The organism is Neptuniibacter sp. QD37_11 (assembly GCF_047778105.1).
Classification (GTDB): domain Bacteria; phylum Pseudomonadota; class Gammaproteobacteria; order Pseudomonadales; family Balneatricaceae; genus Neptuniibacter.
The window spans coordinates 1,028,438-1,051,420 of record NZ_CP180552.1 but is presented as its reverse complement, the minus strand read 5'-3'; the positions used below and the strand labels follow the sequence as shown (position 1 = coordinate 1,051,420).

The following is a 22,983-nucleotide window of genomic DNA, read 5'->3' as shown; positions in this document are numbered from 1 at the left end:
AGGTGGAGCCACCATAATTTGCTGCAACGCAGTAAGCGATATTAGAGCATTCTACTTTAGTAAAAAAACACCCCTAAAGTATTAGGGTTTTCCCCAATTAAAACAAAGCATTACAAATAAAAACAGAATGTTACAAAAGATTACAAATACATACAGATCTTTAATGGGCGGGTAAAAAGGCAGGGAAAATACGGGAATATTCGGCTTTTATTTGGCGATGCAAAACAATAAAGATTGAATGTCTGTCTTAGAAAGGGGCACAAATTAATATCAAAAACTTACTCTATAGCTGTAGGAAACCCCTCTTCGGTCAGCCAGTCAGCAGCATCTTGTAAGTTGTCAAAAGCAGCACGCACAAAACCATCCTGCTCAGAAACAATCATCTTATTTATAACAGCATGTTTCAGGGCAGAAGGCTGATATACATTCGCAGCTCTTTCAAGGCCATTTACGATACACCACTCGACTAACCGCTCAATGACTTCCGAAACCTCTAAGGTTCCTAACTCCCAGTCATTTAGGCAAACAATATGCCCCCATCCATCTGAAAAGTGCTGCGCTAATGCCATAAATTCCTTTTCAAACTCCTGCGCACATTCCATATTCCATGAGCCGCTTACTTTGGCAAATAAAGTCGTGCCTTCCACCCATAACTCGTAATGACCATGCGGGTTATAACCCATACTTCAGCTCGCTTAACATCTAATTCACTATCTCAATCATTATAGACAGGGTTGCAACAACGGATTTATAAGTTCGCTCAAGGATGGTATGTCGTAAAATGCAAAAAGCCCGCAACAAGTGCGGGCTTCTTTAAATCTTGGTAGGACTAAGCAGATTATACGTCGCTGCGCTCCTTCCCCTGCGGGGCTATCGTCGCAGGCTCCGATGTGGTCTCGCTTCGCTCGGCTCGACTGCCTTCGGCAGTTTTCATCTGCCGTCCTCCAGACACAAAAAAACCACCTTTAGGTGGTTTCTTAAGTCTGGTAGGACTAGGCAGATTCGAACTGCCGACCTCTACCATGTCAACGCTTTTGACTACGTATTTCTTGCAAACAACTAAAAACATAGGCGCACCTAAAGCGCACATAAATAGTTGATACAAAAGGAATTACCAAAGAAACAAAGTGCAATAGAAGTTTTACCTTGTTTGCCCTTGTTTGTTCCTTTTGCAAGACATATGCAAGACAAAAGGCAACTAGATGAAACTAAAACTAACCAATAGCAACATCAATAAACTTCAACCAAGCACTAACGTTTACAAAGCATGGGATACAGAAATAGCGAACTTCTTTATTAAAGTCAGACCCTCTGGCCGCATGACTTATGGGGTGTTCTATCGCTTCAATAATAAAGCCCGAGAGTACACATTAGGTAAACACGGCAATATCACCCCTAAGCAAGCTCGCAATTTAGCACTTAAAGCGGTTGGCCAAATCGCAGATGGGACTGATATACAGAAAGAAAAGCAGGAAGCAAAAGCTCGTGATTCACTTCGACAAGATCAACTACTAGGTGTTTTTATTGAAGAAAAGTACAAACCATGGGTACTAAACACTCATAAGTCTGGTCAGGCTACGATAGATAAAATCGAATATAACTTTAAGCAATGGTTTGATAAACCACTTTACGAAATATCAAAAGCCATGGTTACGGAATGGCGTTCTAAAAAGCTTCAAAACGATATAAAACCAGCAACAATCAACCGTAACCTATCATGTTTAAAAGCAGCTATGGCTAAAGCAGTAGAATGGGACATCATTGAAAACCACCCTTTATCGAAACTCAAGCCACTAAAAGAAGTGACTGATCCAAATGTTCGATACTTGGATAAACATGAAGAAAAGCGACTTAGGGATGCTCTCAGCGCTAGAGATTTAATAGCCAAGGAAAAACGGTCGAAATGTAATAAATGGCGGTATGATAGGGGCTACCCTTTATTTCCAGAACATAAAACTGACTACCCCACAGACTATCTAAGTCCAATGGTTATTTTAGCTATGAATACTGGCTTACGAAGAGGTGAATTGTTTAACTTATGCTGGGATGACATAGACCTCAAATCAACAACCCCTTTGTTGATTGTCCGAGCAGCTGCAACAAAATCATCTAAGACACGATATATCCCATTAAACTCAGAAGCTGTTGCGCTGCTAAAAAAATGGAAAGAAATAAATCCAACTGAAGGTTTTGTATTCCCTTCAACAGATGGCTCAAAGCTAACAAGCATCAAAAAATCCTGGGATACAATCTTAACTAAAGCGAAGATATCTAACTTCAGATTTCACGATCTAAGGCATCACTTTGCTAGCAAACTCGTAACACGAGGCGCTGACCTAAATACAGTTAGGGAACTATTGGGGCATCACAATATCAAGATGACCCTTCGCTATGCCCACCTTGCTCCTGAGCATAAAGCTAATACAGTTTCATTACTCGTTGATTGAACTCATATAAATAATGAAACAATCAACGAGATAAAAAGTATGAAGAATGAAATTGATAAGGTACTGACTTCAAAGGAAGCAGCCGATTTTTTAAAACTAAGTGAATACACTTTGAGACGGTCTCGAATGGAAGGGACACTGTGTGGTGTAGAATCGCCCCCATTCATTAAATTAGGCCGTCAAGTGAAGTATCTAAGTGAAGATCTGCTGATATGGTTACAGCAATTTCCAAAGCAGAATTCTACATGTCACACTGATTAGATTTGGTGTGCATAAGCTGCTATGTATATTCTGTCTCGATTGTTACGCCTACCACATTAGGTATATTAAACGTTTGCAATCCCCTCATCAGAAGAAGCAATTTATTTTCATCATTGGAAGAAAAGCTATGTACAAGATTAATGACCCTATTGTGCAGCTTAACGCCCTTAGTATTAACGGTATGAACTCGCACAGGTAATGGAATAGCGTGAATATTCTTAATTTTAATAGCATTAATTAGGTTAACTATATTTGAAACCGCTTTATCAAGGGCCTTATGGTCTTCGGAAACCAGTCGAATAGTAGTACAAGGCTTTTTGATACTAATACCGCTCTTTATGAAATCATAACTCCCCTTCCGCCGAGATAGATTATTCTTCTGGAGGGTTTTATATAGCTTTCTTTTATAGATTTCTTGATATTTGGAATAGTTGTTCCAGCATGGATGTTTCGGCCAAGGAGCACCAAGATTGTCGAAAAGGGCTATTCCCCCATTTTTATCTCGGAAAAAGAATACGTCTGCATCACAGAACCAACAATTAGTTCTTACAGTAAGTGGACCGTCATCATTAGTGGGCTGTGTGTTACACAAGTGTAACTGATCAGTTTCCACATCATAAACAACCCATTCATCTACACCTGAATCTGTAATCCTTAGCTCTGCTCCACACCCATCACAAACTTTCTCATAAGAACGTCTCATTTATATATCCCTATATTATTAATACGTTTATATAGCTGGCGGACTTGTTATATAAACCTACTACTATGTGCTGGACTGATCTATTTTATGCCGAATAATTTCAGCTAGATGTTGAGCGTCTTTCATATAATCTAAAATTAATGCCCAATTTTCCCAGTGTTTTTCCCAAAGATCATTACCTGCTAGGGCACCAATATCTATTCGTTTAACATTGCCCCATTGTTCATACTTTTCTAATTTAATTATGCGTTCTTGTAATCTAGGAATTCGTCTTGATGCTGGTGACAATTTAGCTTCGCCAGTCATCCACTCTTTCCAAGGTTTATTACCTTTTGACTGATTACATTTCCCACAAGCAGGCACAAGATTTCTAATCTCAGAGATGTAGCCTGTTGGTCTTTGATCTTTGACTAAAGCTCTCAGATGGTCCCACTCAGTTGCCTTATCACCACAATATGAGCACGTAACATTTTCGGGCTTTATTTCTAAAATATTTAGTGCTTGCCTTATCTCTCCTTCATCAGGGTAGATCACCGGAACTACAGCATTGATGAATGCATTTGTAATGCTGGAAGTACGACTAGATATTTTGCTTACAGTTGGCATTTTAAAAACAGCATGATAAGGCTTTTTGTGTATACCATGATCATTGTCTTCACTGATAAAAAGGCTTTCTATCAACTGAGTCGCTCTTTTTCTGGTTTTACTGCTAGCATTTGATTTTAATACGATTTCTAAAGCTCTCTTACTACAACCAGAGTTTATAATCGACCTAGCATTAGAGACCCTTGTTAAACAAGATTGGGGGCTATAATTGTTTTCATTTGAAATCATCTTAGCGACTTCAGAATTAGATAGACCAAAGTCTTCAAATAGCCCAAAGTATCTTACAAAACAGCCCTTCCCTGTACTATTTAGCTTATGATTCAATTCCTCTTGATTCATACTCAAGCCCCATCTTGAGACGAGAGCAAAAGAGCTATCCATCCTGAAATGAAAGAAGCTTCATGTTCAGGATTTTCTTTTGGGGCCGGGCCTCTAGGGTTAATTAATGCACGGAAAGCCTTGTGACCATCAAATTCAACAATGTAATGGCAAGTTCCATCGCCTTTATAATGCATATAAAGCTTATTATCCTCGAAGTACATCATCATCTTTTCGTCACAACCGCGTTTTATAAGCTCTAGTTCGCGATCTGTATATTCAGCTGACATTTCTATACACCTATGTTCGCTAGGCATCTCCGAAATTTCACCGAAGCTTTTGCGATTTTTAACACCAGTTTCATTTGATTCTGTAAGCTTCTGCTCTTCATAGGAGATAGGCTGCGGGGGAAGAGGTACTTCGGTTGATTCTGCAACAAGGTTGATTAACTGATCGCTTATCCCATCAGTCAGCAGGTCAGCCAACACAACAATTTTCTTATACTGGTATAGATTCTTAACCCATTCATTAGGAATCGCGTTGTATCCCCAATAAGCTCCAGCTAACTGACCATAAATAGCAGCAATAGTATCCGTATCACCACCTAGATTTACGGCTAGTTTAGCCCCCTCTTCAAAAGAATTAGCTTGGTAGAATGACCACAGAGCTGCTTCTAGTGAATGAACCACATACCCAGTAGATTCAATGGCATCCCTAGTAAGATATCGATAACTACCGCCGACAATTTCAGATATTTCGGGATGCAATTCACCAAGTACACTAAAAACTTCTGGGGGATCTAAGACTGCTTCTTTTTCTAGACCTTCCAATGTTCGAAGCATCAATAGTGCATAAACTTTATTCGCATCAACACATCGCTTATCCCAGTGAGTTGTTTTAGCGTCCTTCTCAGCTGCTTTGATTGCTTCTTTTGGATTTGAGTGGAATTTCACTACTGTTGGCGCAAGCCTCATCAAAGCCCCATTACCTGCTCTATCAGAATCAGGCATATGCACTCTGATCAAGGCATACTTTTTGGCCTTTTCAAAAACCTCAAGCACTTCACGAGTTTGATTTCCAATATCAAAACAAACTCCTGTACTTGATAGATAACCTTCTCGATACCATCGAAGATAGTTCTTTAACAGGTTATCCTGATTTAGTTCACCATTTTGGAGTATGCTCATCGCGGTGCAAAGAGCCATTGATGTATCATCAGTCCAGTAGCCAGCTTTTAAATTATGTGGCCCACCATCTTGGTACCCTGTTACTTCTGGAAATGAATCTCGAGGTTTAAACTCTACAGGGGCCCCTAAAGCATCACCTACAGCTAAACCAACCATCATTCCCCGTAATCGATCATTCCTATCCATAGACCCCTCCTTGAGATACTTGATATCGATCTTACATCATAAGAACGTCATATAGTGACGCATAGAAAATTTAATCACCTAACCCTCTTAATGTGCGAAAAAGCCACCTGTATCAAAATTTATAATATTTGATACCCACAAGCTACCTTACAATCTAGAGTATCAAAAGTCGACTTTTGACATTATGATACCAATCAGTATCATAATCGATTATTGATACAGATTAAAAGGTGCTGATATGGCTTTACTGGGATATGCACGTGTAAGTACAAATCAACAAAAGCTCGACCACCAAATAAAAGTACTAATCGATCAGGGTGTTAGGAAAGACCGAATTTTTACTGATACCGCTAGCGGTAAAACAGACAATCGGGAAGGACTGCAAAAGTTGTTAACAAGAGCAGAAGAAGGGGATGTGATACTCGTTACTAAACTTGATAGGCTAGGAAGAAACACCCTTGATATGGTCCAAATCATTCAACAACTTGATACCCAAGGTACCTCTGTCCATTTCCTGGATGACGGTATACGTACCGATGGTTCTATGGGAAAAATGGTTGTTACTATTTTATCGGCAGTTGCACAAGCCGAACGGGAACGTATTCTAGAGCGCACTAATGAAGGAAGAGCTGAAGCACTAGCCGCTGGTGTAAAGTTTGGTAGAAAGCCTCACAAGGGCACAGATAAAGCTATAGAAATGATTAATCGTGATAAACCGATTAAAGATGTCCTAGAACGTACCGGCATTTCCAGGGCCACTTACTACCGATTAAAAAGATATCGTAATGAAGGTTAAACGTTGATGGTTGATTCAGTCTGCAATTACTTTTCGTGATTTCCCTGAAGCCACCACCTACCAAGGCATTCAGGGATTTTCATCTAACAATATGTAAACTAATAGTATTAATTACTTACTTCTTTCATATCTTCATATGACCTGCTTTCTATCATCTGTTCTGTTATCTGTATATTAATATCCAGTTCTTTAACCACTGTATCTACGATAATTTGGGTATCAATTTCGGCTTTCGTGACCCAACCATCATGTTGTAAAAGCACAATCTGATCTGGGTAAATACCAGCAACTATAGTAAGAATTTTCGCTTCTAAACCTTGCATGATATGTGCAAGAACTTTGCTATGTTGCTCTGTACCTGCGATAAACTTACCCATCGCATTCTTGTATCGACCATTGGACTTAGCGCAAGCCCCAATTATTACTTTACGAGCCTTGGTTATATCGTAAAACAGCCGTTCTACAATTGGGTGTCTATAAAATTGTTTTGCTTTGTGTAGCCCAATTTCTGAAGGTATAGCATCTTGATTGCGCCTGGATCGGGTAGCGCCATACATTATTGCTATTAGACAGGTTTTTACCTTATCTATGCTCAGGTCAAGATCAGAGGCTATACGCTCCCGATACAATCGTTTGTTATCCATATACGATTTGATACCTAAACATTCTTCACCTTGTTTCGATGCTAGTTGGTACATTAACGAAAAATGACAGTTTTCTATGTCATAGTCATAGCACTCGGCCAACGCAGCATTTCGGACTATTTTAGAAACATTCTGAAGATGTAAACCTTTCCCATACAGGCGTCCACCATCCGCTTCATCGTATCGTAGATAAAGCTGCCCTAGGTGAAATCCTGCCTGTGCATAGGCAATTAGCTGAATAACCTGATACAGGCATCTTTGAATTTTGCTAAGAAATTTTTCACCGTATTCCTGCTTGAGGTAAGGAATATTCTGATTGTTTTTAGCAAAAATCAGGTCGTTATTTAGTAGGTCTTTATATTGAAATAAAGCTGGGATATTTATAGTTTGCCATGAAGGTATTTTGATACTGCTTTTTACGGCGAATCCATGATGATCCTTGGAAGCAACCGCATTAGCTCGCCCCTTTCTTAGACGCTTCCCGCTTGTCAATTCAATTGGCGCTGCCCCTTCTTCAATGATTTTATCAAGGTACATTTCAAAAAGCATTTGGGCTTCATCGGTCAGCTTGTATGCTTTCGTTTCACGCCCAGAAACATCGTACCCATGCTCAACAGAAATAAGCTGCGGCTTTAGGCTCTTCATTTTTTCTTCAAATTTAGTACGACCATACACCTTGTTGAGGAAGGCATGAGATGCATAAAAACAGTCGGGGTAGCTCGAATGCTTAAACTGATCACAAGTAAGGTTGTGCTGAACAAGGTGGGCTGTAGTTCTTTGCTCTTCATAGGAAAATTCAGAAAAACCTTCTACGTTATCGCTTAAGGTGTGACAGAATTTTTCATCTAATGTTCTATTCATAACTAGTTCTCAATCATTTGATTTCGAATTAGTTATTTATTTGATTGCCATCATCTTCTTGCGATATGTTACACCCACACAGAATGTATCTGAGCGGATCCTATGAAGCAGTTCAAACTGTTGATTCTTGAAAACTTTACACAACAAGAAATAGTTGAAAAATTTAATAATTTTCTGAGTCAACAGGATCAAAACGAATTTAACAGTCAGCTTTTACATGGGTTCACCAACTCCCCCACTATGAAGAACAAAGCACTAAAGGTCTTACAGTCGACAGTGAACGACTGCTTAAAGAACGAATTGAATCTTGTTTTGTTTAGTAGCCTAGAGAAATTTCAATCCTTGGAAGCACTTTTGACGCTTAGGCAACTGATAGAAAATGATTTACTGTTTCTAACCTGGCCCGCTCAAAAAATAAACGGCCATACTCTAGAAGAGTACATTGCAAAAGAAGTAAATAGACGAAACAAAATCTCTATAGGTATGCAAAATACTCTACATAGTAAGAAAGTTTTCGGAGGAGAAATAGGAAACCCTTACTTTGAAGAAATTAGAAATACTGATACAACTGCAGCTAATGCGAAAAGAGCATCAACAGCTAGCCAGAAGGCAGAAAAGCTTATTAAAGAGATTGAACTGCTTCCCAATGACACTAAGAGAAGCTATCAATCGATAGCAGACGAGTTAAACCGAAAAGGTGTCAAAATCGACGGATATAAGGTGATCACGAAAATGACAATTTCCAGAGCTTATAAGAGACTTAAAGAAAATAAAAGCCTTAACTAAAATGCATGCACAAGTTAGCTAAGGCTAGCGAAACTGTAAATTTCTATTATTGGTATTCTTACATATCTCTATAAAAAGTATCCACGAAGCCCTTGAACCTCTCAGCCAATCGAGGAATCACCTTTTTACGCTGCAATACACTTGGAGGTTTTTCCATTGTAGCCACTATATCTTCACGTAAAGGCTCTTGGTTGCTGAAGATCATCCGTTCAACCAAATCTTTAACACTCTCAGGAATCAAGTTTTCTTCATCCGCCAACTCATTGGCAGCTTTTTCTTTTTCCAATTCCCAGTATGCAGAAAAAGCATCATCGACGTCCTCTGCGGATTTAACGTCTGGTAGATTTTCTTTAATGAATTTATCAATGAGCTCTTGTTTACTTCGTAAAGAAGGATCACCACCAACGACTTGCATAAGCGCTTTGTATTGATATTGATAGTCTTCTTCATTCTCTGCTTGTTTAAGCTTGCTTAGCAACTGCAGAATATAGGCGACATTGATTACATCCATTGCCAAAAGCTCTAGTTCAAAATCCACCTCTTCAAGAATTGATTCTTTGTCTTTGGCGTTGTCGGTCTTTACCTTATCGTGAAGATCCAGATACTTGCTCTTATAGTCTTCGAACTCTTGCTCTGATGGTCTGACATCATCAAAAGTAAAATCGGCAAAAGTCGACAAGATATTCTTAAGTCTCATCAACTCCCTAAATGCCTTAACAAACTCTAGCTCCTGATTTTCATCTTCTAAATCATTTACCGAATCAGGGTCTGGGGCTATCGCCAATAAACTACCAAAAGCTTTATTGAACAGTTTTAAGAAATCTTCATATGGAGGCATGATCACCGTATCTTTCGCATCCTTGTTGGAGAACAAGGCCAAAGCATCATCCGTGCGTTCCTTCAAGTTACGGAAGCAAACAATATTCCCTTGGGATTTTTGCTCATTCAGAATACGGTTAGTGCGTGAATATGCCTGAATTAACCCGTGATATTTAAGGTTTTTATCAACATATAAAGTATTAAGTGTTTTGCTATCAAAACCGGTTAAGAACATGTTCACAACCAGCAAAATATCAATCTTACGCTCACGAACTTTCTTGGAAATATCGTTGTAATAGTTGTAAAACGATTCACTGTCTTTAGTGGTGTAACTACAACTAAACATCTCGTTATAGTCGCCAATGAATTGTTCTAGTTTATCCCTGCTATGGCTATAAGCAGCCTGTGGCTCGGCTACTTTATCTAATACAACTTCGTTTAAACCATCCGCATCAGGGTCTTCTTCGTTGGCAGCATACGAGAATATCGTAGCAATCTTGAGGTTGTGTTTACCTTCGACTTTTTTCTTCGCAAACAGCTCGTAATATTTAATTAAAGCAGGCACGCTCGACACACAAAACATACCGGTAAACTCTTTACTATGAGTTTTGCGTTTATGCTGGGCAATGATGTAATCAGTGATCTTTTCTAATCGGACATCTGATTCCATCAACTCTTTAGTGTCTATACCCTCAACTTCAATATCGACTTCGTTCTTGCTTTCAGTGCCGCTGTCTTTTTTCTTATAGCGCCCAACATATTCAACGTTGAACTTAAGAACATTCTCGTCCTTAATCGCATCAACAATTGTGTATTTGTGCAGCGCTTTATTGAACAAGTCTGTGGTGGTGTATTTACGTGATGACTTAGAAACAGCGTTTTCAACAAAAATAGGCGTACCGGTAAATCCAAACATTTGGTGGTTAGTGAAGAACTTGGTTATCTTCTGGTGGGTATCACCAAACTGACTACGGTGACATTCATCAAAAATAAATACAATGTTCTTATCCTGCACCGGTTGCATACGCTTTGAATAGCGCTTGTGGCTAATGGCGTTATTGAGCTTTTGAATGGTCGTAACAATAAGTTTGGTATTGCGCTTCTCATTTACTTTATCGGCAGGAATAGGGGCGTCAGTAAACTGGTCAACTAACAACTTGGTATTGTCGGTACTGTCTACACAGCCTTTGGCAAAGCCGTTAAATTCCTTACTGGTTTGGTAATCTAAATCTTTACGATCAACTACAAACACCACTTTATGAATTTTGCTATCGCCAGTTAATAGCTGTGCAGTTTTAAAAGAGGTTAATGTTTTACCAGAACCTGTCGTATGCCAAATATAGCCGTTTAACGCTTCAGTTGATTGATTCTGACCTAATATCTGTTCACGCTCTGCAACTCGTTCAATAATGGCTTCAGTAGCGTATATTTGATACGGGCGCATCACCATTAGAATGCGGTCAGTTTCATTCAGCACCACATACTTAGTGATCATATCGGTTAGATGCTGTGGCGTTAAAAATACTTCAGCAAACTTAGTTAAATCGGTATAACGCTCGTTGGTAACATCAGCCCAGAAGAAGGTCTGTTTAAAGCTTTGTTTGCGGTTGTTGGCGTAATACTTAGTATTTACGCCATTGGAAATAACAAATACTTGAACGTACTGAAATAAGCCGTCTTCAGCCCAGTAAGAATGACGCTGGTAGCGATTAATTTGATTAAACGCTTCTTTAAGCTCTAGTCCTCTGCGCTTAAGTTCTATTTGAACTAGCGGCAAGCCATTAACCAAGATCGTTACGTCATAACGGTTTTTATAATGGCCTTCAACGGTAACTTGCTGCGTTACCTGGAAGTAATTCTTGCTAAAATCATCATCAAGAAAACGAACATAACCAACCGTGCCATCGTCCTTGTTGATTTGTAGCCTGTCACGCAGGGTTTTAGCTTTATCAAACACGTTACCTTTTGCTAAGGCATTACGAATTTGCTTTAGCTCGTTATCGCTAATATCAAAGCCATTAAGCTTTGAAAGTTGCTTTTTAAGGTTAGCTGTAAGCGAAGCAACATCCGTAATTGAAACCTTTTCAAAGCTGCCTTTAACAAGCTGCGCAACTAAGTTATTTTCTAATTCTTGTTCTGATTGATAGGCCACATTAACTCCTTGTAACTCAGTTCCTTAAACAAACATCTGCTGCAACAAGCCTTTTTTAAAGGTTTGCGTAAGTTCAATTTGTTGGTTTATAGAATCCAGTTTTTTATCTAGCGAATCTAAGAGATCAGCTATTTTTTTTTGCTCAGAATAAACAGGTAGCGAAATAGGAATCATCGAAAAAAGTGGATACCAGAGATAAATTCGGACTCCACCTTCGCCAAACCTATTGATATCAAATTTTGTTTTATCTAGTTGAAGCCAGTGGGTGAAAAATCTATCGCAAATATTTGAGTTGGTTTTAAAGCATACGTATAAAGAACTAATTACAGCAGTTTCCCCATGAAACTGAGCAATAGAACCAACATTTATTCTAGCTGGGTTGTAAGCGAAATCACCAGTCGTGACTATCTTGTAGTTAGCCAGATCTTCTCCTGCGACTTGCCCTTCAAATTGCTCAGATTGAGGTATAAAACCTTTTGAATTTGTAACTGAGTATACCTCAGCTTCTACTAACTGTTTGTTTCGTTTTGAAAAGTTAGTTGTAACATCTTTTACCTTCAGTGTTTCCCAATCAGGAAAGTCATTACCATTATCATCTTTAAAGCGAATTTTTTGCTTAAACAGCTTTTGCATCACGCCTTTTTTGTATTGAGTCAACAAGGCATGTTTATCTTTCAGTAGACTGATTTTTTTATCTACAGAAGATAGGAAATCTGCTATCTTTTGTTGCTCTGTTTCGTCACTAGAAATATAAAACTTCACTTCTGCTAAAGAATCTTGGCCCACGTTATACCTTGTGCTGCCACCACTTTTCGTAACAATTTCCTTTCTCGCTAGATCACTTTTTAGCAAAAAATTAAGATAAACAGGGTTATATTGCTTTTGGGCTTTACCCCTTATGACGAATCCACCAAAGCATGATGTCTTATTTCTGTCTAAATATACGTTAGATTGTCCTGCCTCTTCTCTATTTTCAGAACTACGCTGAAACAAAATATCACCGTAAGAAACTTCATTTTTATCAAAAGTTTTCTTATCTACATTAACCGAGCCAATTATTGAATCATTCGTAATAAAGTCATTATTAATGATGTCTAAAACATTAATAAACTTATACCCTGAACCATAAGATTCTTTATCTGCATTTATCCCATTTTTAAAAGTAAGGTAATCACCAAGTTCATTTAGAGCCCAATCTTTACTAAATCCATTAAACCTTAAAGTCGGTGACGCACTAGGAGACAGTTTTGACATAAATCGATCTCCTACGGACAAGTAATATCAAGTTCTTTACAAAACTTTTGAATAGTTTCATCAGTTTCGGATAGTAAAGATTCAACTTGATTCAATTTTGAAGATACAGAAGATATATCAATAGGAGGCTCTTCAATGAAAGTATCAACATATCTCGGTATATTTAAATTGTAACCGTGCTCCTCTATAGACTCACTTTCCGATGTAAGTTTTAGAGGAGCAACATATGAAAACTTCTCTTTGAATTCTCGTTTTTCGACAGCATCTAAAATGGCTTCTAAATCTTCAGCTCGAAGATAATTTTGATTGGTTGCCTTACCAAAGCTCTGGCTCGCATCAATAAACAGAATATTATCGCTATGTGGGCGATTTTTCTTTAGCACCAAAATACAGGTTGGGATTGATGTACCGTAGAAGATATTTGCTGGTAAGCCTATTACCGCATCTAGATAATTTTTATCTTGAATTAAATGCTTACGTATATGCCCCTCAGCTGCACCTCGGAATAACACGCCATGAGGCAATACAACAGCCATCGTTCCGTCTTCATCTAGTTGATGTACCATATGCTGAACAAAAGCGAAGTCGGCTTTGGAGGCAGGAGCAAGCTTGCCATAGTCTTGAAAACGTTCATCACTCATGAAGCCAGTTGCAGCACTCCACTTAGCAGAAAATGGAGGGTTAGCAACCACTGCTTCAAAACGCTTCTCAACATGGTGTGGTTGTTCTAATGTGTCGTCTTGTTGAATATCAAACTGACGGTAATGCACACCGTGCAAGATCATATTCATGCGAGCTAAGTTGTAGGTACTTGGGTTAGATTCTTGCCCGTAATAGTTGCCCACCTCTTTAACTTCTTTGGCTACACGTAACAACAATGAGCCTGAACCACAGGTTGGATCGTAAACGCTTTTCAGCTTGTCTTTACCCATAGTTACGAGCTTGGCTAGCAGCTTGGATACCATTGGAGGAGTGTAGAATTCACCGGCTTTTTTACCAGCACCAGAGGCGAACTGGCCGATTAGGTATTCGTAAGCATCACCTAATACATCGATTTCTGTTTCGTGATGCAAGAAGTCAATATCATCTAAGTGAACAAGGATTTTCGAAATCAACTCGTTTTTAGCTTTTTCCGTTTTACCTAACTTGTTTGACGTTAAATCTAAGTCATCAAATAAACCGTTAAAGTCATCTTCAGAGGCAGTACCCATAGTGCTTTGTTCAATATGGTTAAGCACCCCTGATAATGCTTCTAAGATAAACTCACCGCTCTCACCTTTTTGTGCTAGCACATGGAAAAGCTCACTCGGCTTTAAAAAGTAACCTAAGTGGTCGATGGCCTCTTCTTGAATGGCATTTAGGTACTCTTTGCCTTCATCAGTATTTTCATCAATACCATCAAACTTAATGCCGTCTTCCTTTAAAAGTTCATCTGCGTATATATCCATGCGCTCAGACAAATACTTATAAAAGATGAATCCTAAAATATAATCACGAAATTCATCTGCACTCATGTTTCCACGTAAGGCATTGGCAATATTCCATAACTGTTTTTCGAGCTGTTTTTTATGTTGTTCAACCATGATGAGAGGTATCTCTAATTTTGGGTGCCGCAGTAAAGGTAAAAATAGATTGCATAAGTACAGAGCGAAGCTCTATCTACAACTTTTGAAAAATCATAATTCCCGTATTACAAAACAAATAGTTAGCCTTTGCGAGTCTTAATAACGTCTTTGTACAGTTTATTGACACATCTTATGTTAGCAACTTCATATCTATCCAAACTTGACTCACCATCCCAACTTTTAGGCATCTGCTTGGACAACCCAAGCTCTCGTAACACATCATCTTCTTGTTTAGTTATGACTGCTCTTGTGGAAAAAGAAAGAATGTGATTTTTGATAGTTTCTAGAGATCGATTTCCTCGATGCAGAATTCGGTTGACCTCACTAACCGGTACAACATGTTCTCCAACTAAATTGTCCAAATCCCCATTTTCAATCTGTTCAAGAGCCTTTTCACTGATGAGGGATGCACCTAGCTTGTTGTCGTAACCAGGTAGATCTGTTGCGTGATTTATCGCTTGTCTAAGTGAGTATCTGATCAGATCTTTAATTGCAGGATTGTCGTAATCTTCCCTGTTAATTAACTGATGTAATACTTCACTGTATTTTAGAAAGTATTTTTTCTTACTCATTGCCAACCAAAGTTCCTAAAATCGAAATGTTATAGCCCCTATACGTTAGAGGATCATCATAGAAAACTTGCTTGCATACCTTACCAACCATCTGCTCAATTTTTTCAATAACTGAACATTGCGTCTCTTTCCTTTGCATCCCTTTTTTTGATCTATTGAAATATTTGGGATCAATGTAGGGGCTATTAAGCTCTACACTGTTGATAAATGCTGTCCACATAATGCCGAACACATGCGGAGCAGCCCCATCCCTTTTCTTCAAGTCCGCGATTTGTGATTCTATTTGCTTTTTCTCATGAAAGATCTGGCACTTGCACTCGATGACAACAACCACCTCCCTAGTAGCCATATCAACAATCGCTAGATCGTACTTTTTGTATTCTTGGGCGGCATCATAACCTTCTGGCAATAGCCCTAAAATTTCGTCCAAAAGATCAGAGCTAAGATCCAATTCAAAGCCACGCCTATATAGTTTCTTGGAATACCCCTCAGCAGTTAAATTATCCATAGCATTGCTGATGAGCAGCTTCCAATCGATATCCGTATTGTTATTCATACATTTCCTTTTTTTATTTCTTAAGGAGCGAAATCCCACTCAACCATATTACTGGGTAGAGTTGATGTTTTTGACATTAAGAACAGGTCGAATCTGGTTTATTAGAACTTCTTCCAAAGGCTTACTTGCAGGAACATCAATATATTCATAATTAGGTAACTGATACCTCGCCTTTGGCTTCATAAACCAAATATTTACCTGCTTTGATGATTCGAGAGTTTCTGTGATTTTGCACTTAATTCTATTATCTGTATCTAGAGGGTTTGAATTCCCATACCGATAATCTCCAAACCTTGAAGCGATTCCAACCGTAGTCTCTCCGACATACAAAACTTGCCCTTCTACTTCAAAAGCATACACAACATCACGTTCATGTCTGAGTTCATTGGGCACTACAAAATTTATTCCGTGTATATGAGATAAATGCTTTGTCGACTTATATTCATTACTTTTTTCCCATTTACCTATATGTTTCAATCCAAATTGTTTAAGTATTTCTACTTTACTCATTTGCATTAGCCTCTGATCAGCTTTTGGAACAAGTTTGCAAGCCCCATTTCTTTTAGCAACTTAGAGGCTAACGTCTAAGAGAATAGCTCGCGTATGCGTCAATCAATGACGCAATCTTTATAGTTTTCAATAGCCTTACTTATGCGTTCAAATATCTGATTACGTAAACTCTCCGGCTCCAAAACTTCGACCAAATCAGCTCTACTAAGTAACCACCAGCTAAGCTCTTCGGTAATCACCGTACGCGCTTCGAGTTGATATAAACCATCACTTATTTCCTTTATCGTCTGATTTTCAGCGACCTTATTCTCGGTAAAGAATGTCAAAAGGCTCTGGCTCGCTTTTAACTTTATTACTTGGGAATGTTGAGAAGACGGGTATTGAAATTCCCTCTGTTCGTGCACGTAATTATTCAAGGAAAAATCATCGGGAGGCACAAGATCTTCAGATAGGACTTCTACTTGACTAAATCTCTTAATGGAAAATTGCCGAACGTCACTGTAGGAATTGATCGTTCCAACCAAGTAAGTAGCTTTAGACTTCAAAACTAAACCAAGTGGATGGATAACGTAATCTCTTGGATCTTTATTCTTGGACGAATAAGTCGCCAATAACTGCTTGTTTAGGAAGAGCGCTGAGTAGATATGCTGCTTGATATCATCTTCTACAGGGTCAGGTTGAAAGTTCGGTCCACTGTGGATTACAGCTACCTTCTCGCTCCAGTCGCTTTCCAAAAAGCCGCTGGCTTTGAGTGTATCGTTAGCCTGGGAAAAAAATGGTTCTAGGTCAGATAAAATTTCAACAGGTAGGAGATTTACTAGATATTCCCTAGCCAATTTAAATGAAAGAGCTACGGACGTATCCATGAAGGGAAACGAAATGACTTTGCTAGATGCTGGCCAAAACCATTTATTTGATCTTCCCTCAGATTCACTGCAAAGAGGAAATAAAGAAATAGAAGATAAGGCGTCTAAATCTCTTTGTACCATTCTAGAACTAACGTCATGCCCATGGCTGTTAAGATAATCCTTGATGGCAGAGGTTTTCACACTGTTGGGGTAGCGCGGTATTCTAGAAAGAATGAACCACTGTCTTAGGGTGGGGCTTAAATCGCTACTCATGCTATACACTTCTTTGATACTAGAAATAGTAAAATAATTTCTAGTATCAATACTCCTTGTCACTGCTATCCGATTAAGCAATTCAATATAGAAAAGTTATTCATTAACTCTTACTATAAGTTACCGGTTTGCAAGACATATGCAAGACAAAGCTTTCAGACATAAAAAAAGCCAATCACATATAAACGTAATTGACTGATTTTATTAGGAATTCTGGTAGGACTAGGCAGATTCGAACTGCCGACCTCTACCATGTCAAGGTAGCGCTCTAACCAACTGAGCTATAGTCCTATATCTGTATCGCGATAAGTTGCGATCAGGTGTTGGCGTATTATACGCAGCCACTTGCTTTGATCAAGCAGCAAAAAGTAAATAAAGGGATAATAGCCCTTTCGAACCGGTGAGTAAGACCAAGCAGATTATACATAGCTCCGCTCCTTCCCCTTCGGGGCTATCGACGCAGGCTCCGATGTGGTCTCGCTACGCTCGGCTCGAGCCGGCGACTTCCACCATATCAAGGTAACGCTCTAACCAACTGAGCTATAGCTATACCTAGAGACATTTCCCTGTTAGAAATTAGCGGGCCATAAGCTCTAGGCAGCCAGCTAAGTCGTTTAAGTAAAGATTGTGATTTACTACTTAATCCACCAAATTGTTCTCTATCGCGTAACGCGTTAGACCTGCAGCGGTGTGGATATCGAGTTTGTTTTTGATATTTTGGCGGTGGGTTTCTACTGTACGAACAGAGATATCTAACTCGCGTGCGATCTCTTTATTGCTGTTGCCTTCGGCCACCAGCTTCAGTACATCTTTCTCACGGCCCGTTAATGGCTCTTGTTCCTCTTCAACTGCGACAGAGACCGCTTGTTCAAACTGGCTGAACAGTGCTTGAGATGCGCCGGAGCTAAAGTAAGTGCCGCCTCGGTAGATGGTTTCGATAGCTGAGATAAGTTCTTCTGAAGAAACGTCCTTCAAGACATAACCAGCAGCGCCGCATTTGATCAATTTAACGATGTATTCACGGTCATCGTGCATGCTGAGGATCAGCACTTTGATGTCAGGCTGTTCTTCACGGAATCGTTCGGTTGCTTCAAAACCATTCATCACAGGCATGGAGACATCCATAAGCACGACGTCTGGCTTCACTTCGGCAGCGAGCTTAAGCGCCTGCTTACCGTCGTTGGCCATGCCGACTACTTCCAGTGATTCTTCACCTTCTAAACGTGCACTAATGCCATCTAACACTAATGGATGATCATCTACTAACACGACACGTATTTTCATATTATCCACTGTATTCAAGTTAAAGAATTGTAAACCCTGCACGAATCCGCGTACCTGCCCCTATTTTACTTTTCACACCAAAACGTCCACTTAACAGTTCGGTACGTTCTCGCATATTCAGTAAGCCGATGCCTGAAGCTGTCTTCCCTGGAGAGAACCCTTTGCCATCGTCCGTTACTTCGACCCAAATATACCCTTCTCGCGACCAAATGCGCAGCCCTACTTGAGTAGCCTCTGCGTGTTTTTCAATATTGGTCAGCGCTTCTTGGGCGATACGGTACATAGTGATTTCGATATCATCAGGTAGTCGTTGTTCTGGCAGTTCTAAACGTATATTAGTCTGTATGCCGGTACGCTCAGAAAACTCAGCGATCATACTGTGCAGTGCTGACTCTAAGCCTAGATCATCAAGCTGTATAGGACGTAGATCGTGGGAGATACGTCGTACCTCTTGGATCGCCATATTCAGGACATCGCAGCCTTTGTTGAGGTCGTTAGCGGCCGATTCATCCTGTTTGAGTAACTTATCTCTCGCAAGCTCCAACCTGAACTTAACCGATACCATTAACTGGTTAATGCCATCGTGAAGCTCTCGAGCAAAGTTACGACGTTGGCTCACTTGGAACTGCACGTAACTGTGGGCAAGTTCACGCAAGCGTTTATCAGCAAGTTGGGAGGCATGCATGTTGATCGCGATACCCACTAAGGCAATTACGATGATGGTTCCTGCCAAAATCACTACGACGGTAAAGAAGGTATTACGAATATTTCGGGTTACTTTAAGCCGGATTGAGGCAACCTCTTTGGCAATATCATCGATATATAAACCGGTGCCCATCATCCAGTTAAACTTGGGGATCTCGACCACATAACTAAGCTTATCTTCTAGATCGCCCTTGGAGGGCTTTTTCCAAACATAGCGGTAAAAACCACCGCCTTTTTTCGCTACTTGGATGAGATCACGGATCACCATCTTGCCGTTTTCATCTTTAAGATCCATCAGGTTTTGACCGATCAATTCATGTTGAATCGGATGGACCAAGTTAACACCCTGACGGTCATAGACAAAGAAGTAGCCATCTTCGCCGTAGGTCAGGCCATCGAGAATGTTTTTAACTTTTTCTTCAGCAACTTTATCCCCCGGCTGAGCATCTTTGACTATATGCTCAATCGAGTTCATCGCCAGCTCTACGTAGTTTTGTAGCTCTTGGCGTTTAGAGCGCAGTAAGTTTTCTTCGAAGGTGTGAATCTCTTGCTCAGAGAGATGCTTGGCTTGGGTCAAGCTGATCATGGTAACAGCCACAGTCACCATCACGAGTGGCAAAATGGAAAGCAGTAGGATTTTGGTTTTTAAAGAGGCTGTAACCCGTTTCATTGGTACTAGCTTTCCTGATCATTTCGGCTGATAGTTAAGGTTCCAGTATAAAGGATGCGGGGTATAACACTCCATGGATTTCTCACTATGGTCAAAGGCTGAAGTACTTTACACATCGGCATCTCGCCGCGGCGAGTTAAAGAGCCTGACCACCTCATCGCATAAGGTTCAAGAAGGCGAGCTACAGTTCCAACTAAGGCAATTATCCAGCTTAAAAGAGAAGGCCAAAGCCAACTCAGCGACATCAAATAATGACCCTTTCCTTCCCCACGAACCGAGTCTTTATGTTGGCCCTGTGGGTGACAATCATAAGTTACTACTAAACAAGTTTAACGTCTTAGAGCAGCACCTGCTGTTAGTAACCAATCACTTTGAGCAACAAAACATTTTGCTTTCGCTCGATGATTTTAGCGCCTTATATCAATGCTTAACCCAAGGCCCTGCGCTCGCTTTTTATAATAGTTCAGCCGAAGCCGGTGCTAGCCAAGCTCACAAGCATCTGCAGTTAATTCAGCTAGATAAAAACGCAGCTGATCTAATTCCTTTCAGCCCGCAGCTTGAGCACCTTCATGATGAAGTTCCACGAAAGTTAGATTCCCTCCCCTTCGAACATGCGGCACTCGCCCTGCCGAATGATCTCTTCAACGGGGACACACCTGAAGATTCAGTAACTCAATTACAGCATTTGTATGATCGACTGCGTACAACCCTGTCACTAGAAAGCTCGGGGGATAAAACCGTGCCACCACACAATCTGCTACTTACTCATGAGTGGATGATGGTCGTGCCACGCAAGCAGGAAGCCTTTGAAGGCATTTCGCTGAACGCCCTAGCTTTTGTGGGATCTATCTTAGTGAAAGATAAAGCCCATGCTAAGTTGATCACGCAGCAAGGGCTTTGCAAAGCGCTGTCAGAAGTTAGCGGTTTACTAAAATAAAACGACTCAACTTCTGACAAAAAAACGCCCCGATAAACGGGGCAAATGGGAATGAACCATTAATTGGGCGGTGGCCCGCCCAGAGAGAAGAGTGATAACGGTCACTCAACCGTCTTACGCCAAACCGTAGAATCCTGGGAATACTAGGATCGAGATAACAACCGCTACCTGCATCAGGATAAATGGCATTACACCCTTGTAGATATCCATTGTCTGTACGCTCGGTGGGGCCACCCCTTTGAGATAGAACAGACTGAAGCCAAATGGCGGAGTTAAGAAACTTGTTTGCAGGTTCATAGCGATTAGAATCGCAAACCATACCGGCGCAATACCTAGTGCATCAGCAACCGGTGCCAAGATCGGTACGATGATGAAACTGATCTCTACGAAGTCGATGAAGAAACCTAGGATCAAGATCGCAATCATAGATAGGATCAAGAAGCCCTGAGCACCACCTGGTAGATCAGATAGAACTTCCTCAACAATGTAGTCACCACCTGTGTAAGTGAACGCCATAGAGAAGGCAGTCGCACCCAACAGGATCGCAAATACCATCGCTGTCACTTTTACCGTTTCAGTTGCAGATTCTAGAACCATCTTCCAGCTGAACTGACGGTACATAGCTGCCAATACAATCGCGCCTACGCCACCTAGTGCAGAAGATTCAGTTGGTGTCGCAATACCTGCGAAGATAGAACCCAATACAATCAAGATCAGTGCTAGTGGTGGAATGATCGCTTTAAGCGCTTTTATATATTGCTCGCGCTTAGATTCAACATCGTCATCTAGAGGCAATGCTGGCGCCGCTTCAGGCTTAACAAAGCTGTAGATTAGGATGTAAACAACGTAGATACCGATCAACATTAGACCTGGGCCTACCGCTGCTTTAAACAGATCACCAACTGGGATACCCAGAACGTCACCCAAGATAATCAGGATGATCGATGGCGGGATAATCTGACCTAGCGTACCCGACGCACAGATCGTACCGCAGGCAAGTGACTTGTCGTATTTGTACTTCAACATTACCGGTAGCGAGATCAGACCCATTGCTACAACAGATGCACCTACTACACCGGTAGAAGCCGCTAGCAATGCACCTACCAATACAGTAGAGATTGCCAAACCGCCGCGAACACCGCCAAACAGTTTACCCATGGACTCAAGCAACTGCTCAGCCAACTGAGTTTTCTGTAAAACGATACCCATGAAAATAAATAGAGGAACTGCCATCAATACCGTGTTTTCCATAATGCTCTGAATACGGAACGGCATGAAAGCAAACATTTCAGCGCCTTCAGCAAATACACCGAAGAACAACGCTACACCACCAAAGGTAAAGGCAACTGGGAAGCCGACAAGCAGCATCAACAGCGCCACAACAAACATAATAATACCAATCATTACTAAACGCCCCTTAGTGCTGTGGTGGTTGGTAATGATCTTCTTTGGTGTTGCCCAAGAAGATGTTTAAAGATTTAAGGAACAAACCGATACCGCTAATTAACATGGCAAAGAAAGCAAAAGGGATAACGGATTTGATAATCCAACGATAAGGAAGACCACCCGGATCGCCCGAGGTCTCACCTAATTCAAATGATTCACGCGCAAAATCGATACCGTACCAACCAACTAGGGCACAGAACGGGAAGAGTAGAAATACACAACCCAACATATCGATCATTGCTTTAGTTTTGCCTGATAAACGTTCGTAGATCAGGTCAACACGTACGTGGCCGCCGACCCGTAACGTGTAGGACACACCTAATAGAAATACTGCTGCATATAGGTGCCACTCTAATTCTTGCATCCCGATGGAGACATCATTAAAGACATAGCGCATTACAACGTCGATAAAGACATTGAACAGCATGATTACAAATAGAACTGCAGAGATCTTGCCCATCAAATCTGAAAAGCTGTTGATCACCTGCTCCAGTCTCACTAGAAACATGATTTCTCCTAGAAGATTAAGAAGTTGGT

At 40.4% G+C, this 22,983-nt stretch carries 21 protein-coding genes and 1 tRNA gene; 5 read left to right on the top strand and 17 right to left on the bottom strand.

Features of this window, described 5'->3' with window-relative positions; translation table 11 throughout:
- Window positions 1–278: 278 nt before the first annotated feature.
- On the bottom strand, window positions 279–683 hold the full coding sequence (locus tag ACMXYT_RS04675) for a hypothetical protein (protein WP_415900438.1): 405 nt from the start codon (window positions 681–683) through the stop codon (window positions 279–281).
- Window positions 684–1,202: 519 nt separating this feature from the next.
- On the opposite strand from ACMXYT_RS04675, the gene ACMXYT_RS04670 reads away from it, so the two are divergent.
- Window positions 1,203–2,447: a tyrosine-type recombinase/integrase gene (locus ACMXYT_RS04670; protein ID WP_415911930.1), complete on the top strand. Its 1,245-nt coding sequence runs from the start codon at window positions 1,203–1,205 to the stop codon at window positions 2,445–2,447.
- Window positions 2,448–2,486: 39 nt separating this feature from the next.
- Window positions 2,487–2,708, top strand: a complete 222-nt coding sequence (locus ACMXYT_RS04665; RefSeq protein WP_415911929.1) for a helix-turn-helix domain-containing protein — start codon at window positions 2,487–2,489, stop codon at window positions 2,706–2,708.
- A 19-nt stretch (window positions 2,709–2,727) separates the two neighbouring features.
- On the opposite strand, the gene ACMXYT_RS04660 is transcribed toward ACMXYT_RS04665, so the two are convergent.
- The 3 genes from ACMXYT_RS04660 to ACMXYT_RS04650 form a co-directional block, all read right to left on the bottom strand.
- Window positions 2,728–3,411, bottom strand: a complete 684-nt coding sequence (locus tag ACMXYT_RS04660) for a hypothetical protein (RefSeq protein WP_415911928.1) — start codon at window positions 3,409–3,411, stop codon at window positions 2,728–2,730.
- A 63-nt stretch (window positions 3,412–3,474) separates the two neighbouring features.
- Window positions 3,475–4,356 (bottom strand): HNH endonuclease, encoded by an 882-nt coding sequence (locus ACMXYT_RS04655; RefSeq protein WP_415911927.1) that lies wholly within the window; start codon window positions 4,354–4,356, stop codon window positions 3,475–3,477.
- Window positions 4,357–4,358: 2 nt separating this feature from the next.
- Entirely contained in the window at window positions 4,359–5,708 is a 1,350-nt protein-coding gene (locus ACMXYT_RS04650; RefSeq protein ID WP_415911926.1) for an ADP-ribosylglycohydrolase family protein, read from the bottom strand.
- 238 nt (window positions 5,709–5,946) lie between these two features.
- On the opposite strand from ACMXYT_RS04650, the gene ACMXYT_RS04645 reads away from it, so the two are divergent.
- Window positions 5,947–6,504 (top strand): recombinase family protein, encoded by a 558-nt coding sequence (locus tag ACMXYT_RS04645; RefSeq protein WP_415911925.1) that lies wholly within the window; start codon window positions 5,947–5,949, stop codon window positions 6,502–6,504.
- 107 nt (window positions 6,505–6,611) lie between these two features.
- On the opposite strand, the gene ACMXYT_RS04640 is transcribed toward ACMXYT_RS04645, so the two are convergent.
- The gene (locus tag ACMXYT_RS04640; RefSeq protein WP_415911924.1) at window positions 6,612–8,009 is read right to left on the bottom strand and encodes a hypothetical protein; all 1,398 of its coding nucleotides are present in this window, start codon (window positions 8,007–8,009) and stop codon (window positions 6,612–6,614) included.
- A 102-nt stretch (window positions 8,010–8,111) separates the two neighbouring features.
- Here ACMXYT_RS04640 and ACMXYT_RS04635 point away from each other — a divergent pair, with 102 nt between their 5' ends.
- Window positions 8,112–8,795 (top strand): hypothetical protein, encoded by a 684-nt coding sequence (locus ACMXYT_RS04635; RefSeq protein ID WP_415911923.1) that lies wholly within the window; start codon window positions 8,112–8,114, stop codon window positions 8,793–8,795.
- Between the two features lie 58 nt (window positions 8,796–8,853).
- On the opposite strand, the gene ACMXYT_RS04630 is transcribed toward ACMXYT_RS04635, so the two are convergent.
- From ACMXYT_RS04630 to ACMXYT_RS04585, 10 genes are all read right to left on the bottom strand, one after another.
- On the bottom strand, window positions 8,854–11,766 hold the full coding sequence (locus ACMXYT_RS04630) for a type I restriction endonuclease subunit R (RefSeq protein WP_415911922.1): 2,913 nt from the start codon (window positions 11,764–11,766) through the stop codon (window positions 8,854–8,856).
- 24 nt (window positions 11,767–11,790) lie between these two features.
- Entirely contained in the window at window positions 11,791–13,020 is a 1,230-nt protein-coding gene (locus ACMXYT_RS04625) for a restriction endonuclease subunit S (protein ID WP_415911921.1), read from the bottom strand.
- 11 nt (window positions 13,021–13,031) lie between these two features.
- Window positions 13,032–14,603 (bottom strand): type I restriction-modification system subunit M, encoded by a 1,572-nt coding sequence (locus ACMXYT_RS04620; protein WP_415911920.1) that lies wholly within the window; start codon window positions 14,601–14,603, stop codon window positions 13,032–13,034.
- 122 nt (window positions 14,604–14,725) lie between these two features.
- A complete protein-coding gene (locus tag ACMXYT_RS04615; protein ID WP_415911919.1) occupies window positions 14,726–15,217 on the bottom strand; it encodes a hypothetical protein in 492 nt (163 codons plus the stop codon).
- On the bottom strand, window positions 15,210–15,773 hold the full coding sequence (locus ACMXYT_RS04610; protein WP_415911918.1) for a hypothetical protein: 564 nt from the start codon (window positions 15,771–15,773) through the stop codon (window positions 15,210–15,212). The genes ACMXYT_RS04615 and ACMXYT_RS04610 overlap by 8 nt, the downstream gene beginning before the upstream one ends.
- Before the next feature lie 48 nt (window positions 15,774–15,821).
- Window positions 15,822–16,283 (bottom strand): hypothetical protein, encoded by a 462-nt coding sequence (locus ACMXYT_RS04605; protein ID WP_415911917.1) that lies wholly within the window; start codon window positions 16,281–16,283, stop codon window positions 15,822–15,824.
- Between the two features lie 98 nt (window positions 16,284–16,381).
- The gene (locus tag ACMXYT_RS04600) at window positions 16,382–17,404 is read right to left on the bottom strand and encodes a helix-turn-helix transcriptional regulator (protein WP_415911916.1); all 1,023 of its coding nucleotides are present in this window, start codon (window positions 17,402–17,404) and stop codon (window positions 16,382–16,384) included.
- Between the two features lie 214 nt (window positions 17,405–17,618).
- Window positions 17,619–17,695: transfer RNA gene (locus ACMXYT_RS04595), tRNA-Val, on the bottom strand.
- 348 nt (window positions 17,696–18,043) lie between these two features.
- Window positions 18,044–18,688 carry a response regulator gene (locus ACMXYT_RS04590; protein WP_415900437.1) on the bottom strand — a complete coding sequence of 215 codons (645 nt, stop codon included), beginning with the start codon at window positions 18,686–18,688 and terminating at the stop codon, window positions 18,044–18,046.
- A gap of 19 nt (window positions 18,689–18,707) precedes the next feature.
- Complete coding sequence (locus ACMXYT_RS04585) at window positions 18,708–20,063, bottom strand: cache domain-containing protein (protein WP_415900436.1); 1,356 nt, start codon at window positions 20,061–20,063, stop codon at window positions 18,708–18,710.
- Between the two features lie 73 nt (window positions 20,064–20,136).
- On the opposite strand from ACMXYT_RS04585, the gene ACMXYT_RS04580 reads away from it, so the two are divergent.
- On the top strand, window positions 20,137–21,000 hold the full coding sequence (locus ACMXYT_RS04580) for a DUF4922 domain-containing protein (RefSeq protein WP_415900435.1): 864 nt from the start codon (window positions 20,137–20,139) through the stop codon (window positions 20,998–21,000).
- Window positions 21,001–21,114: 114 nt separating this feature from the next.
- Here the strand turns inward: ACMXYT_RS04580 and ACMXYT_RS04575 are convergent, their stop codons facing one another.
- Window positions 21,115–22,404 (bottom strand): TRAP transporter large permease, encoded by a 1,290-nt coding sequence (locus ACMXYT_RS04575; RefSeq protein WP_415900434.1) that lies wholly within the window; start codon window positions 22,402–22,404, stop codon window positions 21,115–21,117.
- 13 nt (window positions 22,405–22,417) lie between these two features.
- A complete protein-coding gene (locus ACMXYT_RS04570) occupies window positions 22,418–22,954 on the bottom strand; it encodes a TRAP transporter small permease subunit (RefSeq protein ID WP_415883834.1) in 537 nt (178 codons plus the stop codon).
- Window positions 22,955–22,983: the final 29 nt, after the last annotated feature.

Excerpts from the sequence above, each read along its gene's own strand:
- ACMXYT_RS04640 (WP_415911924.1), bottom strand. The coding sequence starts at position 8,009 with ATGAATAGAACATTAGATGAAAAATTCTGTCACACCTTAAGCGATAAC.
- ACMXYT_RS04635 (WP_415911923.1), top strand. The coding sequence starts at position 8,112 with ATGAAGCAGTTCAAACTGTTGATTCTTGAAAACTTTACACAACAAGAA.
- ACMXYT_RS04610 (WP_415911918.1), bottom strand. The coding sequence starts at position 15,773 with ATGAATAACAATACGGATATCGATTGGAAGCTGCTCATCAGCAATGCT.
- ACMXYT_RS04665 (WP_415911929.1), top strand. The coding sequence starts at position 2,487 with ATGAAGAATGAAATTGATAAGGTACTGACTTCAAAGGAAGCAGCCGAT.
- ACMXYT_RS04620 (WP_415911920.1), bottom strand. The coding sequence starts at position 14,603 with ATGGTTGAACAACATAAAAAACAGCTCGAAAAACAGTTATGGAATATT.
- ACMXYT_RS04605 (WP_415911917.1), bottom strand. The coding sequence starts at position 16,283 with ATGAGTAAAGTAGAAATACTTAAACAATTTGGATTGAAACATATAGGT.
- ACMXYT_RS04615 (WP_415911919.1), bottom strand. The coding sequence starts at position 15,217 with ATGAGTAAGAAAAAATACTTTCTAAAATACAGTGAAGTATTACATCAG.
- ACMXYT_RS04600 (WP_415911916.1), bottom strand. The coding sequence starts at position 17,404 with ATGAGTAGCGATTTAAGCCCCACCCTAAGACAGTGGTTCATTCTTTCT.
- ACMXYT_RS04575 (WP_415900434.1), bottom strand. The coding sequence starts at position 22,404 with ATGATTGGTATTATTATGTTTGTTGTGGCGCTGTTGATGCTGCTTGTC.
- ACMXYT_RS04675 (WP_415900438.1), bottom strand. The coding sequence starts at position 683 with ATGGGTTATAACCCGCATGGTCATTACGAGTTATGGGTGGAAGGCACG.
- ACMXYT_RS04590 (WP_415900437.1), bottom strand. The coding sequence starts at position 18,688 with ATGAAAATACGTGTCGTGTTAGTAGATGATCATCCATTAGTGTTAGAT.
- ACMXYT_RS04570 (WP_415883834.1), bottom strand. The coding sequence starts at position 22,954 with ATGTTTCTAGTGAGACTGGAGCAGGTGATCAACAGCTTTTCAGATTTG.
- ACMXYT_RS04660 (WP_415911928.1), bottom strand. The coding sequence starts at position 3,411 with ATGAGACGTTCTTATGAGAAAGTTTGTGATGGGTGTGGAGCAGAGCTA.
- ACMXYT_RS04655 (WP_415911927.1), bottom strand. The coding sequence starts at position 4,356 with ATGAATCAAGAGGAATTGAATCATAAGCTAAATAGTACAGGGAAGGGC.
- ACMXYT_RS04650 (WP_415911926.1), bottom strand. The coding sequence starts at position 5,708 with ATGGATAGGAATGATCGATTACGGGGAATGATGGTTGGTTTAGCTGTA.
- ACMXYT_RS04580 (WP_415900435.1), top strand. The coding sequence starts at position 20,137 with ATGGATTTCTCACTATGGTCAAAGGCTGAAGTACTTTACACATCGGCA.
- ACMXYT_RS04670 (WP_415911930.1), top strand. The coding sequence starts at position 1,203 with ATGAAACTAAAACTAACCAATAGCAACATCAATAAACTTCAACCAAGC.
- ACMXYT_RS04585 (WP_415900436.1), bottom strand. The coding sequence starts at position 20,063 with ATGAAACGGGTTACAGCCTCTTTAAAAACCAAAATCCTACTGCTTTCC.
- ACMXYT_RS04645 (WP_415911925.1), top strand. The coding sequence starts at position 5,947 with ATGGCTTTACTGGGATATGCACGTGTAAGTACAAATCAACAAAAGCTC.
- ACMXYT_RS04625 (WP_415911921.1), bottom strand. The coding sequence starts at position 13,020 with ATGTCAAAACTGTCTCCTAGTGCGTCACCGACTTTAAGGTTTAATGGA.